Below are 12,404 nucleotides of genomic sequence, written 5' to 3' on the forward strand. Positions count from 1 at the left end.
GTGCGGCCTCAGGGATAGAGCAGCGAGCTGACCCAGCCGCCGGCCGCGTCTTCGTTTCGCACGAAGCGGCGGCGTTCGTGGAGGCGGTAGGGCCGATCCTGCCAGAACTCGATGGCGGCGGGCACCACGCGGTAGCCGGTCCAGTGGGCGGGACGCTCGATCTCGCCCTCGCCGAAGCGGCTCCGGGCATCTTCGTAACGCGACAGGAACGTCTCGCGGCTGTCGAGCGGGGCGGACTGGTCGGAAGCCACCGCGCCCAGCTGCGAATCGCGGGCGCGCGAATGGAAATAGGCGTCGGCTTCCTCGGCCGTCACCGGCGTCAACTCGCCCTCGATGCGAATCTGGCGGCGCAGGCTCTTCCAGTGGAACAGCAGGGCGACGTGGGGATTGGCGGCGATCTCCTGGCCCTTGCGACTGTGGCCATTGGTGTAGAACACGAAGCCTTCCGGCCCAAAGTCCTTGAGCAGGACCATGCGCACCGAGGGCAGCCCGTCCGGCGTCGCGGTGGCGAGCGCCATGGCATTCGAATCGTTGGGTTCGGTCTCGCGCGCCTCGTCGTACCAGGCCTTGAACAGGGCGAAGGGATCGCCGTGGGGGATGACTTCGCGGGCCTGTTCAGCTTCCATCTGCGCTTCCTGACGAACTTTGCATGAGATTCATAGGGTCATGCCCTTATGCTGCGCACCGGAAATTCCGATGACTTGCGGGCACATGGCCGGTGCATAGACGCGCTGTCCGAAGGAGAAAAGCACCGCTTGCCGTAAGGCGCGTCCGCACCTAGCTAGGGAGCCATGGCAGCAGACCCCTATTCCACCCTTGGCGTATCGCGCACGGCCAGCGAGAAGGACATCAAGTCCGCCTATCGCAAGCTGGCGAAGGAACTTCATCCCGATACCAACAAGGACAATCCCAAGGCCGCGGAGCGCTTCTCCGAAGTGACCGGTGCCTACGACCTGCTTTCCGACAAGGACAAGCGGGCGAAGTTCGATCGCGGCGAGATCGATGCCGAAGGCAATCCCATGGGCTTCGGCGGATTCGGCGGCAGCGGCGGCGGCTTCGGCGGTGCCGGGTTCGGCAGCGGCCCCGGCGGCCAGCGCGGCTTCTCGGGCGGGTTCGGCGGCAACGACGGCATCGATCTGGAAGACCTGTTCGGCGGCATCTTCGGTGGCGGCGGCCAGCGCGGCGGCGGCGGCTTCGGCGGCATGGGTGGCGGAATGGGGGGCGGCGGAACCCGCACCCGCGCAGCACCCCGCGGCGGCAACGTGAACTATCGCCTCTCGGTCCCACTGCCCGACGCGGCGGAACTGAAGCCCCAGCGCATCACCCTGTCCGACGGCAAGACCATCGACCTCAAGCTGCCGAACGGGCTGGAGGACGGCACCCAGATGCGTCTCGCCGGCAAGGGCGAGGCTGGCCCCGGCGGCGCGGGTGATGCCATCGTCACCATCCAGATCCAGCCCCACGCCTTCTTCCGTCAGGACGGCGACGACTTGCGCGTGGACCTGCCGATCACTCTCGACGAGGCGCTGGGCGGCGGCAAGGTCAAGGCGCCCACGGCGGCGGGCGCGGTGATGCTCTCGGTTCCCGCCGGGGCCAGCTCGGGCAAGGTCCTGCGCCTCAAGGGGCGCGGCATGACCCGCAAGGACGGCACGCGCGGCGATCTGCTGATCAGCCTCCAGATCGTGCTGCCCGAGGGCGATGCCGACCTCGCCAAGCGGCTGGACGGCTGGAAGGATTCGCGCGACGTGCGCGCCAAGCTGGGAATCTGACGGGAGGGGCGCGAATGGTTTTCCGTTTCGCCCTCCCTGAATTCCTGCGAAATTTGAACATCCTGCCCGCAACGCCTATCTCGGCCCGGTGAAAGCCGCTCCGCCGCCAGAAACACCCGCCGCGATAACGCCCGAGGACCGGCGCCGCGCGGCCTTGCGCTGGCAGGAGATGCAGGACCGCTTCCCCCGGCCCGATCCCTCCAGCCGCGCCTATCTCGTGGTCAAGCGCGTCCTCGCCGGGACCTGGGAAGACGGCTTCATCCACGCCGGCAACTTCGCCTACATGACGATCGTCGCCCTGTTCCCCTTCTTCATCGCGCTCGCGGCGATCTATTCGGCGCTGGGCGAGCAGGGGCAGCTGGAAAGCGCGATCGACGCGGTGCTCAATTCGCTGCCGCCGCGCGTCGAGGAAGCGCTCGCCCCGGTCGCCCGCGATGCCGTGGCGGCGCGGCACGGCTGGCTGCTGTGGATCGGCGGCGTGCTCGGCCTGTGGACCGCGACCAGCCTGATCGAGACCATCCGCGACATCCTCCACCGCGCCTACGGCACGACCAAGAGCCTGAAATTCTGGCGAAACCGGCTGGCATCAAGCGGGCTGATCTTCGGATCGGTGTTGCTGCTGTTGCTTTCACTGTCGTCGCAAGTGCTTATTTCGCTGATCGAGGACGTGCTGCTGACGCTGTTTCCGGCGCTCAAGGCGTTCAATTACCAGATCGGCATATCCCGCGCGGTCACCGCGGCAACCCTGTTCGCCTCGCTCTACGCGCTGTTTTTTCTTTTGACGCCAAGCCGTTATCAGGCAAGACTCTATCCCAAATGGCCCGGACCGCTGTTCGTTGCTACCTGGTGGCTGGGCGCCGCCTGGCTGCTGCCGAAAGTGTTGCGCAATTTCATCGCTTACGATTTGACGTACGGAAGTCTCGCCGGAGTGATGATCGCGCTTTTCTTTTTCTGGCTTGTCGGACTAGGGATGGTCGCGGGCGCGGAACTCAACGCCGCCCTTACCGTCAGTCCCGAGGAGCAGGAGATGCTTGCCGGGGGCTCAGACGGGAAAAGCAGCACCGCTGCACAGAACAACGAAGTACAGGAAGAACAAGAATGACCGGTCTGATGCAGGGTAAACGCGGCCTGATCATGGGCCTTGCCAATGACAAGTCCCTGGCCTGGGGCATCGCGAAGAAGCTGCACGAACAGGGCGCCGAGCTGGCCTTCTCCTATCAGGGCGATGCGCTGGCCAAGCGCGTGAAGCCGCTGGCGGAAAGCCTCGGCAGCGATTTCCTCATCGATTGCGACGTTTCGGACATGGCGGCGCTCGATGCCGCGTTCGAGACGCTGAAGGCGCGCTGGGAGACGATCGACTTCGTCGTCCACGCCATCGGCTTCTCGGACAAGAACGAACTGCGCGGCAAGTATGTCGACACCAGCCTCGACAACTTCCTGATGACGATGAACATTTCGGCCTACAGCCTCGTCGCCGTCACCAAGCGCGCGGAACCGATGATGCGCGAAGGCGGCTCGATCCTGACGCTGACCTATTACGGTGCCGAAAAGGTCGTGCCGCACTACAACGTCATGGGCGTGGCCAAGGCAGCGCTGGAAACCTCGGTGAAGTACCTCGCCAACGATCTCGGCCCGCAGAACATCCGCGTGAACGCGATCTCGGCAGGCCCGGTGAAGACCCTGGCCGCCAGCGGCATCGGCGATTTCCGCTACATCCTCAAGTGGAACGAGCTGAATTCGCCGCTGCGCCGCAACACCACGATCGAGGATGTGGGCGGTTCGGCCCTCTACTTCCTGTCGGATCTGTCCGCGGGCGTGACCGGCGAAGTCCACCATGTCGATTCGGGGTATCACCTCGTCGGCATGAAGCAGGAAGACGCGCCGGATATCGCCCTGAGCTAAGGGCGGCTTTCCGAATACAAAAAGGGGCCGGGAGGAAACTCCCGGCCCCTTTTTCGTGTGCCGTAAAGGCGTCCGCCCTCACCCCATCAAACGCGGCACCGAGACCGAGAGCACGTCGAAGTGCGCATCGGGATGCTCGGTCTGCCCGTCGCGCGGAGCCTGACGGACCTGCACCACGCCGTTCTTGCCGAAGCCGTCCACCACCGGGCGCCCGGCATCGCGGCTCAGCCAGAGGCGCAAAAGGTGCCGCTTGCGCTGCGGCTCCGGCCAGTCCCAGAACGTGGTGCGGGCATGGAGCGCGGCATAGTTCGATAGCCACTGGATGTCGCCGGGGCGGAAATCCATTTCGATGGCCATGCCCTCTTCGTAAGTGATCGTGTCGAAGAGTTCGAGCACCTCGATCTGCTCCGGAGACAGCCGGGGCACGCCCTCGTATTCCTGCGCGGTGAGGATGTAGAGCGAGCCCGCGTACATCGAGAACACCCCGTCCACGAGGCTGACGATCGGCGAGGTATAGGTGTCCGCAGGCGCATTGTGGTCCTGTCGGCGCCAGTCCCAGTGGAACGGCTCCAGCAGCAGCGGCGCCAGATCAGGGCGGCGGCGCAGGATCTCGTTGTAGATTTCCGCACCCGAGACGAGGCAGGACAGGCCGCCCTCCTTGGCCGGACGCAGGCACATGAGCGCGACGATATCCGAACTGTCCGAATGGTAGACCAGCTTGTCGCGCACCTTGGAGGAGAGCGCTGTGGGATCGTCCATGGTCTTGTCGCTGGTGGCGTAGACGTGGTCGATCAGGTCGCCCATCTCGTTCTGGCGGATCGGATCGCCCATGTGCAGGCCGAGAATGTAGTAGATCGCGCTGGACAGCGGGTCCGAATAGAGCTGCGTGCGCAGGCCGCGCACCAGCACGAAACCGCGCCCGTAATCGACATCCTCGCCCCATGACTTCACCGCCTCGGCGCAGGCGATCAGCGGATATTCCTCGGCGGTGACGGTGCGCAAGTCCGGATTCTCGGCCAGGAAGCGGGCGCCGAGCGTTTCCAGTTCGGAGACCTGTTCGTCGGACAGCATGTAGATCCACTCGTCGGTGGCGGCGAGCCGGTCTCCCCGCCAAGCGGCGGCGGTGGTGACGGGCGGGACGGCCTCCAGCGGCGCGGGAGCGGAACTGGCCATGCTTCGTGAGTCCTTCTTCTGGGTCTGTAGCTATGCGCCGGACCCTAGGCCGATTGCCGGAGGCTGACTTGGCGAGCGATGCCCGAAACCTTTTCCCCATGCGCATCCTGAACGGGAACGGAGTTCGATTGCACCGGACAAGAATAGAACATAAAAGGAACATATGTTCGATTCGAGTCGCTTCAAACGGGCTGCAAGCCTCGTGCAGACCTCCCCGGAGGGCTGGCCGGACGCACCTTTGCAGCAGGACGGCGTGCATGAATTCTACGCAGCGCAAGGACAGGACGGCAGCGCCGCACTGGCCCCACCGCTCGCCCTCGCCCTGCTTTGCGGGGTGCAGGCACGCCAGCCGGGGGAGACCCTGCTCTGGCTGAGACTCGCCAAGGGCAAGCAGGCCCGGCAGCGCCCTTATGCCCCCGGTCTGGCCGAACTCGGCATCGATCCCGCCACGATCGTACTGATGCGCCTGCCCGACCTCCAGAGCCTGCTGCGCGCAGGCGTGGACTGCGTGCGCCACGGCGGCGCGGCCACGGTGATCCTGGAAGTGGACGGCCGCGCCCCGGCCTTCGACCTGACCGCGTCGCGCCGCCTCGCGCTGGCGGCGGAGCGGAGCGGCACCATGGTCCTGATCGTGCGCAGCGGCGCCGATCCCGCCCCCAGCGCCGCCCATAGCCGCTGGCAGGTGGCCAGCGCCCCCTCGATACCCCTGCCCGCCGATGCACCGGGAGGGCCGGTCTTCGACGTGACCCTGCTGCGCCAGCGCGGCGGGCGGGAAGGACTCAACCTGCAACTGGAATGGGATCGTGAACAAGGCAGCTTCCGTGCGCCGCTATCTCGCGGTCGTCCTGCCCTTCCTGCCGTCCGAACGGGCGATGCGGGAAGGCGCAGCGCCGCCTGACGCAGCCTTTGCCCTCATCGCGAAGCAACGCGGGGCGCAGCGCATCATGGCACTGTCGCCCGCCGCGCTGAAACGCGGCCTCTCGGCAGGCATGATGCTGGCCGACGCCCGCGCGCAGGAACCCGATCTCGCCGCGCTGGAGCATCGCCCCGAAGCGGACCGCGCCCTGCTGCTGCGGCTGGTGGAGGCCTGCGAGCGCTATACCCCGATGGTCGCCCCGCAAGGCGAAGACGCGCTGGTGCTGGACCTTACCGGCTGCTTCGACAGCCTCGCCATGGATGAGAGCGCCCTTCGCAGCGATCTCGTGGCCCGCCTGTCCCGGCTGGGCTTCCACCCGCTGGCCGCCTGTGCCGCAACCCCGGATGCCGCCCTCGCCCTCGCTCGTTTCGGCAAGCGATCCCTGCATGAACTGCCGGTGGCCGCACTCGACCTGGGAGAGGACGCCCATCTTGCCCTGAAGCGTGCCGGGCTGCGCACCATAGGCCAGCTGGCCGACCGCCCCCGCGCGCCCCTTGCGGCCCGCTTCGGCAAAGTGATGTCGGTCGCCCTCGCCCACCTGCTGGAAGAGCAGGACCGGCGCATCACCCCGCACCGCACCCTCCCCCCGATCTGGGTGGAGCAGCGCTTCGCCGAACCCATGGCCACGGTGAAACCCCTGCTAGGGGTGATCGCGTGGCTGGCCGGACAGGCGCGGGACCTGCTGGTCGCGCGCGGACGCGGCGGGCGGCGCTACGAAGTCTCGCTGTTCCGCACCGACGGCCATGTCGCCCGGCTCGCCATCGACAGCGGTCTGCCGCTGCGCGACCCCGCCGATGTCGTCCGGCTCTTCCGCGAGCGCATCGAATCGCTCGCCGACCCGCTCGATCCAGGCTTCGGCTACGACCTCCTTCGCCTGTCCGTCCCCTTGCACGAGGATATGTCCGAGGGGCAGGAGCGGCTGGACGAGGACAAGTCCGGCAGGCCCGATCTCGCCCCCCTGCTCGACCGCCTGCAAGTGCGCTTCGGCGCCGAATGCCTCCACCGCTTCGCCCCGCGCGACGAGCACCTGCCCGAATATGCCGACCGCCTCGTGCCTGCCGCCTCGGCCCCACAGCCCTGGCCCCAGCCGGAAACGGGGGAACCGCCCCTGCGCCCGCTGTTCCTGTTCGACCCGCCCCAGCCGGTCACCGTCCTTGCCGAAGTGCCCGACGGCCCGCCGCGCCGATTCGGCTGGCAAGGCAGGCAGCATCGCGTCGTGCGACAGGAAGGGCCTGAGCGCATCGCCTATCCTTGGTGGAAGACGGTAGAGGCCAGCGGCCCGACGCGCGACTACTACCGGATCGAGGACGAGGACGGCTGCCGGTTCTGGCTATTCCGCCACGGCCTCTACGGCAGCGAGAAGGCCGATCCGCGCTGGTATCTCCACGGCGTCTTCGCATGAGCGCCGAAGCGCCAGCCTATGTCGAGTTCGCGACGACGACCGCCTATTCGTTCCTGCGCGGGGCGAGCACGCCGGGCGAGATGGCGATCACGGCCATGACTCTCGGCCATCCCGGCATCGGCATTGCCGACCGCAATACCGTGTCCGGCGTCGCCCGCGCCCTCGCCGCGCTGCGCAAGCTCGCGGAAAAGGCGGAAGCCGATGGCGAGACCCTGCCCGATTTCCGCCTCATGGTCGGCGCGCGGCTGGTCTTCGCCGACGATACGCCCGAGATTCTCGCCTACCCGACCAACCGCTACGGCTGGGGCCGACTCACCCGCCTGCTCACCACCGGCAATTTGCGCACCACCAAGGGCAACTGCGTGCTGCACCTCGAAGACCTGCTGGAATTCCTGGAGGACATGCAACTGATCGTCGCCACACCGGCGTCCGACGATCTCCTGCGCCGACTCTCGAAGGCCGCCCACGGCAAAGTCTGGCTAGGCGCGACAATGCTGCGTCAGGGCCGCGATGCCCGCCGCCTCGCGGCCTCACGCGAACAGGCCGCCATGACCGGCGTGCCGCTGATCGCCATCAACGACGCCCGGTACGACAAGCCCGAGAACCGCCCCCTCCACGACGTCATGACCGCGATCCGCGAGAAGACCACGGTGCAGGCCGCCGGTCGCCGCCTCGCCGCCAATGCCGAGCGGCACCTGAAGCCCGCCGCCGAAATGGCCCGCCTCTTCGCCGCCGCCCCCGAAGCCATCGCCGCCACCCGGGATTTCATGGACGGCATCGCCTTCAAGCTCGACGACCTGAGCTATACCTACCCCCACGAGCCGGTGCCCTACGGCTATACCCCGCAAGGCTGGCTCACCGAACTCGTCTGGAGCCGGGCCAGCGACCTCTACCCGCAAGGCATTCCCGACAAGCTGACCGGATTGCTCGCCGGGGAACTGGAGATCATCGGCAAGCAGGACTACGCCGCCTACTTCCTGACCGTCCACGATATCGTCCAGTGGGCGCAAGGGCAGGGCATCCTCTGCCAGGGCCGGGGGTCTGCGGCCAATTCCGCGGTCTGCTTCGTGCTCGGCGTCACCGCCGTCGATCCCGTGAAGCACAGCCTGCTGTTCTCCCGCTTCATCTCCACCGAGCGCAAGGAACCGCCGGACATCGACGTCGACTTCGAGCACGAGCGGCGCGAGGAGGTGATGCAGTACATCTACAAGCGCTACGGCCGCGACCGCGCCGGGATCGCCGCCACGGTCATCCACTACCGCTCGCGCAGCGCCGCCCGCGACACCGGCAAGGCGCTGGGCCTCAGCGAGGACGTGACCGCCCGCCTCGCCAGCACCGTCTGGGGCAGCCATGCCGCGAAATACGACCGCAACCGCTGCCTCGAAGCCGGACTCGATCCCGACAACCCGACGATCGCGCGGGTGAATCGCTTCACCGAGGCGATTCTGGAGTTCCCCCGCCACCTCTCGCAGCACGTCGGCGGCTTCGTGCTGACGCAGGACAGGTTGGACGAGACCGTGCCGGTCCACAACGCAGCCATGGAGAAACGCACCTTCATCGAGTGGGACAAGGACGACATCGACACCCTCCGCCTGATGAAGGTCGATATTCTGGCGCTCGGCATGCTGACCTGCATCGGCAAGGCCTTCGCCATGATCGAGACTCACATCGGCAGGCAGTATCAGCTAAGTTCGGTACCGTGTGACGAGGAGGATCCCGAAGACAACCCTCCGCATGTCAAAGGAGTCTACGAAATGCTCCAGCACGGCGACAGCATCGGCATCTTTCAGGTCGAGAGCCGCGCCCAGATGAACATGTTGCCCCGTTTGAAGCCCAAGGAATTCTACGACCTTGTCATCCAGGTTGCCATCGTCCGGCCCGGGCCGATTCAGGGCGACATGGTGCATCCCTATCTTCGCCGCAGGCAGGGGATCGAGAAGGTGGAATTTCCTGCTCCCGCCCCGCCCCATGACCCCAGGGAACTCCACGAGGTGCTCGGCAAGACCAAGGGCGTCCCGCTGTTTCAGGAGCAGGCGATGAGGCTGGCGATCACCGCCGCAAACTTCTCCGATGCCGAAGCCAACCAGCTCCGCCGCGCCATGGCGACCTTCCGCAATGTCGGCACCATCGACTCCCTGCGCGGCAAGATGGTGGGCGGCATGGTCGCGCGCGGATATGCGAAGGACTTCGCCGAGCGCTGCTTCAAGCAGATCGAGGGCTTCGGCAGCTACGGCTTCCCGGAAAGCCACGCCCTCGCTTTCGCGCGGCTGGTCTGGGTCTCGGCCTATATCAAGCACCACTACCCCGCCGTCTTCGCCGCCGCCCTGCTCAATTCGCAGCCCATGGGCTTCTACGCCCCGGCCCAGATCGTCCGCTGCGCACAGGAGCACGGCGTGGAAGTCCGCCCCGTCGATGCGAATCACAGCGAATGGGACTGCACTCTGGAGCGAAACGCGAAAGGCGAACTCGCGCTGCGCCTCGGCCTGCGCCAGATTCACGGCTTCCGCGAGGACTGGGCCGAGGCGATCAAGGACCATCGCCCCTATACCAACCTCGAAGACCTCGCCCGCCGCGCCGATCTGCCGCAGCGCGCCCTCAACCTGCTGGCTGATGCCGACGCCTTGCGCTCGATCGGCCTAGACCGCCGCGAAGGCCTCTGGGAAGCGCGGCGTACGCCCAGCGGCGAACTCCCCCTCTTCGCCGCCGCCCGCGCCCGCGAACTGGGCGAGGAGCCGCCCGCCGCCCTGCCCGCCATGCCGCTATCGGAACAGGTCGCGGCCGACTACCAGACCACCCGCCTCTCCCTGAAGGCGCACCCGATGGACTTCCTGCGCCCGCTCTTCGCGGCGGAAGGTGTGCTCAGCTGCGCCGAACTGGCAAAGGCGAAACCGGGAAAACGGGTGAAAGTCGCCGGCGTAGTATTGGTCCGCCAGCGACCGGGCGAAGGCAAGGCGATCTTCGTCACGCTGGAAGACGAAGGCGGCATCACCAACGTGGTGATCTGGGAAAGACTGTTCGAGACCTACCGCCGCCCGGTAATGGCCGCGCGGCTGATGGTTGTGGAGGGCCTCGTCCAGCGCAGCCCCGAAGGCGTCGTACACCTGATGGCCCAGCGCATCCACGACCGTACTCCGGAACTCGGCCGCCTCTCCGAAGACCACGAGACCCAACCGCAACTCTCCAGCACGGACGAAGTCGTGCGCCCGCAGCATCCCCGAAACGTGCGGATACTCCCCCGCTCGCGCGACTTCCATTGAGGTAAAATATAAGAAATTCAGTGATTTCTTAAAGGCATGGACCTATCCCTGCGCGCTTCTCTTATCGACGGGGGTTATCGATGTCCGACACCAACTCACAAAACGCGGCGATGGCAGGTCTGCTCTACCAGGCGAACGCAAAGTCCACCGGGGTGACTTATCTGCTGTGGTTCTTCCTCGGCTCGCTGGGCGCCCATCGCTTCTATGCCGGAAAAACCGCAGGCGGCATCGTCCAACTCGTGCTGTTCGTACTTGGCTGGGCGACGATCTGGATTTTCGGTTTCGGCCTGCTGTTCCTGATTCCGCTCGGCATCTGGGTGCTGGTGGATGCTTTCCTGATCCCCGGCTGGCTGCGCCAGTTCAACACCAATCTGGTGCACCGCGTTCTCGCCTGAACGCCGATCCACGGGCGGCGCGCAACCGCCGCCCAAACGGGCTGCCATCGGCCGAAACCGATCTGCTCTGAAAACTTAGGAAAATGGTGCACCCGACAGGATTCGAACCTGTGGCCTCTGCCTTCGGAGGGCAGCGCTCTATCCAGCTGAGCTACGGGTGCAGTGCTGGGGCGACTAGCAGAGCATGAGCGGCGTTGCCAGTGCCAAATCCATCCATCGCATCATAGGCTTGGGAAAACCTTCGCCAGGATATCATCGAGGCGAACGCCTCCACGCTATCGGCGGCTTGAAAGTTCACTCTATGTTCCTATTATGCCGCCATGGCCGAAGCTGATTCCCCCCTCTCATCGCCGCTCGCTTCCTTCGTCGCCGCCGACGTCGCGCGGGGAATCGGGCGGCTGTTTGCCCGCAACGATATCTGGTGCCTGCCGGAAATGCCGCTGCGCTGCGGACGCCGGGCGGACCTCATGGGCATTGATGCCAAGGGCCACGTCATCATCGTCGAGATCAAGGTTTCGCGGGCAGACTTGCTGGGCGACGGCAAGTGGCCGGACTATCTCGACTATTGCGACCGCTTCTACTGGGGCCTGCCGCCCTCGCTGGACCGCGCGCCGCTGGAAACCGAGCCGTTCCTGCCCGAACAGTGCGGCGTGATCGTTGCAGACGGCTACGATGCGGAGATTTTGCGCCCTGCCCCGCTGCGTCAACTCGCCGCCGCGCGCCGCAAGGTCGAGACCGAGCGTCTCGCCCGCGCGTCGCTCCGGCGGCTTGTCACTCTGGGCGATCCGCAGACCCAGCAATGGGGCAGCGAAGGCTGATGGACGATCCGGAGCCGAAACTCCGGATCGCGTGAAACGTCAGGCGACTTCCTTCTCGATCCACTCCGGATAGAACGACGGCTCGCGCTCCGACCATCCCGCGGCGGTCGCGGCCGCTTCGCTGATCGAGTGAAGCAGGGTCTTGCGGCGCTCGGGCCGAATCTGGGGAAGCGCCGCCGCGCCGCAGAAAGCACCCGGCAACCAGGGCCTTACCCAGCCGCCCAGCAGGCGCTCGTAAAGGAAGCGGAAGGCCGGGAACGATTCGATGCGGTCCTGCGCCAGATCGAAAGCCGCCATATGGACGAGCTTGCCCATGAACGCGGTGATGTCGTCGAAGCCAAACTCGTCAGGCCGCATGTCCCGCAGTACCGCAAGGTCTTCGTAGCTCTCGTACTGCTTTCGGATCGAGGTGGCCTCGGCAGCATCGCGTGCCCAGAGGCCGAGCGCATCCTGCCGGCCCAGCCCCACGTCGAGGCTGCGACGGATGTAGCGCTGCTCGCAGGGCGTGAAGCTGGCGAACTCCCGCAGTTCGCTGATGGTGATGGTGGCCTTTCCCGTGTGAGTCATGGTCCTGATCCTCGTGACACGGAAGGACTATCCTCCCTGTCACTAAAACCAATTTCTGCCACATGGGTTGCTACAGCCTTAACTGCGCAAAGGTTTGTCCCCCCTAATTCCGACAAGATTCATGCAGGATTTCAATTCGGGACAGTTTGAAAGATACCGATTCCCGCACTTTTGCGAGGAAATCGGCCCTCCCCCGGCAAGGAGG

At 66.0% G+C, this 12,404-nt stretch carries 11 protein-coding genes and 1 tRNA gene; 8 read left to right on the forward strand and 4 right to left on the reverse strand.

Going from position 1 to position 12,404, the window contains the following annotated elements; genetic code table 11:
- Window positions 1-8: 8 nt before the first annotated feature.
- On the reverse strand, window positions 9-626 hold the full coding sequence (gene pdxH / locus AC4D6D_RS01900; protein WP_491326283.1) for a pyridoxamine 5'-phosphate oxidase: 618 nt from the start codon (window positions 624-626) through the stop codon (window positions 9-11).
- Between the two features lie 165 nt (window positions 627-791).
- Here pdxH and AC4D6D_RS01905 point away from each other — a divergent pair, with 165 nt between their 5' ends.
- The 3 genes from AC4D6D_RS01905 to fabI all read left to right on the forward strand — a co-directional run bounded on the left by AC4D6D_RS01905 (window position 792) and on the right by fabI (window position 3,671).
- Window positions 792-1,769 (forward strand): DnaJ C-terminal domain-containing protein, encoded by a 978-nt coding sequence (locus tag AC4D6D_RS01905; RefSeq protein ID WP_491326284.1) that lies wholly within the window; start codon window positions 792-794, stop codon window positions 1,767-1,769.
- A 217-nt stretch (window positions 1,770-1,986) separates the two neighbouring features.
- Window positions 1,987-2,871 (forward strand): YihY/virulence factor BrkB family protein, encoded by an 885-nt coding sequence (locus AC4D6D_RS01910; RefSeq protein WP_491326285.1) that lies wholly within the window; start codon window positions 1,987-1,989, stop codon window positions 2,869-2,871.
- Window positions 2,868-3,671 carry an enoyl-ACP reductase FabI gene (gene fabI, locus AC4D6D_RS01915; protein WP_086490790.1) on the forward strand — a complete coding sequence of 268 codons (804 nt, stop codon included), beginning with the start codon at window positions 2,868-2,870 and terminating at the stop codon, window positions 3,669-3,671. Before AC4D6D_RS01910 ends, fabI begins: the two co-directional genes overlap by 4 nt.
- A 78-nt stretch (window positions 3,672-3,749) precedes the next feature.
- On the opposite strand, the gene AC4D6D_RS01920 is transcribed toward fabI, so the two are convergent.
- Entirely contained in the window at window positions 3,750-4,844 is a 1,095-nt protein-coding gene (locus AC4D6D_RS01920) for a TauD/TfdA family dioxygenase (protein ID WP_491326286.1), read from the reverse strand.
- 163 nt (window positions 4,845-5,007) lie between these two features.
- Here AC4D6D_RS01920 and AC4D6D_RS01925 point away from each other — a divergent pair, with 163 nt between their 5' ends.
- The 4 genes from AC4D6D_RS01925 (at window position 5,008) to AC4D6D_RS01940 (ending at window position 10,814) form a co-directional block, all read left to right on the forward strand.
- Window positions 5,008-5,742, forward strand: coding sequence for an ImuA family protein (locus AC4D6D_RS01925; RefSeq protein ID WP_491326287.1), 735 nt, complete (start codon window positions 5,008-5,010; stop codon window positions 5,740-5,742).
- A complete protein-coding gene (locus AC4D6D_RS01930) occupies window positions 5,648-7,162 on the forward strand; it encodes a Y-family DNA polymerase (RefSeq protein WP_491326288.1) in 1,515 nt (504 codons plus the stop codon). The genes AC4D6D_RS01925 and AC4D6D_RS01930 overlap by 95 nt, the downstream gene beginning before the upstream one ends.
- On the forward strand, window positions 7,159-10,419 hold the full coding sequence (locus AC4D6D_RS01935; RefSeq protein ID WP_491326289.1) for an error-prone DNA polymerase: 3,261 nt from the start codon (window positions 7,159-7,161) through the stop codon (window positions 10,417-10,419). Before AC4D6D_RS01930 ends, AC4D6D_RS01935 begins: the two co-directional genes overlap by 4 nt.
- Window positions 10,420-10,499: 80 nt before the next feature.
- Window positions 10,500-10,814 carry a TM2 domain-containing protein gene (locus AC4D6D_RS01940; protein WP_147216041.1) on the forward strand — a complete coding sequence of 105 codons (315 nt, stop codon included), beginning with the start codon at window positions 10,500-10,502 and terminating at the stop codon, window positions 10,812-10,814.
- A gap of 84 nt (window positions 10,815-10,898) precedes the next feature.
- Here the strand turns inward: AC4D6D_RS01940 and AC4D6D_RS01945 are convergent.
- A tRNA-Arg gene (locus AC4D6D_RS01945) sits at window positions 10,899-10,975 on the reverse strand.
- 159 nt (window positions 10,976-11,134) lie between these two features.
- Here AC4D6D_RS01945 and AC4D6D_RS01950 point away from each other — a divergent pair.
- Entirely contained in the window at window positions 11,135-11,632 is a 498-nt protein-coding gene (locus AC4D6D_RS01950; protein WP_491326290.1) for an MmcB family DNA repair protein, read from the forward strand.
- Window positions 11,633-11,671: 39 nt separating this feature from the next.
- Here AC4D6D_RS01950 and AC4D6D_RS01955 read toward each other — a convergent pair whose 3' ends face one another.
- Entirely contained in the window at window positions 11,672-12,199 is a 528-nt protein-coding gene (locus AC4D6D_RS01955; RefSeq protein WP_491326291.1) for a hypothetical protein, read from the reverse strand.
- Window positions 12,200-12,404: the final 205 nt, after the last annotated feature.

This window comes from Novosphingobium sp. BF6, assembly GCF_058273105.1.

What these genes read in the sequence shown, in the direction of transcription:
- pdxH (WP_491326283.1), bottom strand. Translation starts at nt 626, where the DNA reads ATGGAAGCTGAACAGGCCCGCGAAGTCATCCCCCACGGCGATCCCTTC.
- AC4D6D_RS01955 (WP_491326291.1), bottom strand. Translation starts at nt 12,199, where the DNA reads ATGACTCACACGGGAAAGGCCACCATCACCATCAGCGAACTGCGGGAG.
- AC4D6D_RS01950 (WP_491326290.1), top strand. Translation starts at nt 11,135, where the DNA reads ATGGCCGAAGCTGATTCCCCCCTCTCATCGCCGCTCGCTTCCTTCGTC.
- AC4D6D_RS01905 (WP_491326284.1), top strand. Translation starts at nt 792, where the DNA reads ATGGCAGCAGACCCCTATTCCACCCTTGGCGTATCGCGCACGGCCAGC.
- AC4D6D_RS01940 (WP_147216041.1), top strand. Translation starts at nt 10,500, where the DNA reads ATGTCCGACACCAACTCACAAAACGCGGCGATGGCAGGTCTGCTCTAC.
- fabI (WP_086490790.1), top strand. Translation starts at nt 2,868, where the DNA reads ATGACCGGTCTGATGCAGGGTAAACGCGGCCTGATCATGGGCCTTGCC.
- AC4D6D_RS01935 (WP_491326289.1), top strand. Translation starts at nt 7,159, where the DNA reads ATGAGCGCCGAAGCGCCAGCCTATGTCGAGTTCGCGACGACGACCGCC.
- AC4D6D_RS01925 (WP_491326287.1), top strand. Translation starts at nt 5,008, where the DNA reads ATGTTCGATTCGAGTCGCTTCAAACGGGCTGCAAGCCTCGTGCAGACC.
- AC4D6D_RS01920 (WP_491326286.1), bottom strand. Translation starts at nt 4,844, where the DNA reads ATGGCCAGTTCCGCTCCCGCGCCGCTGGAGGCCGTCCCGCCCGTCACC.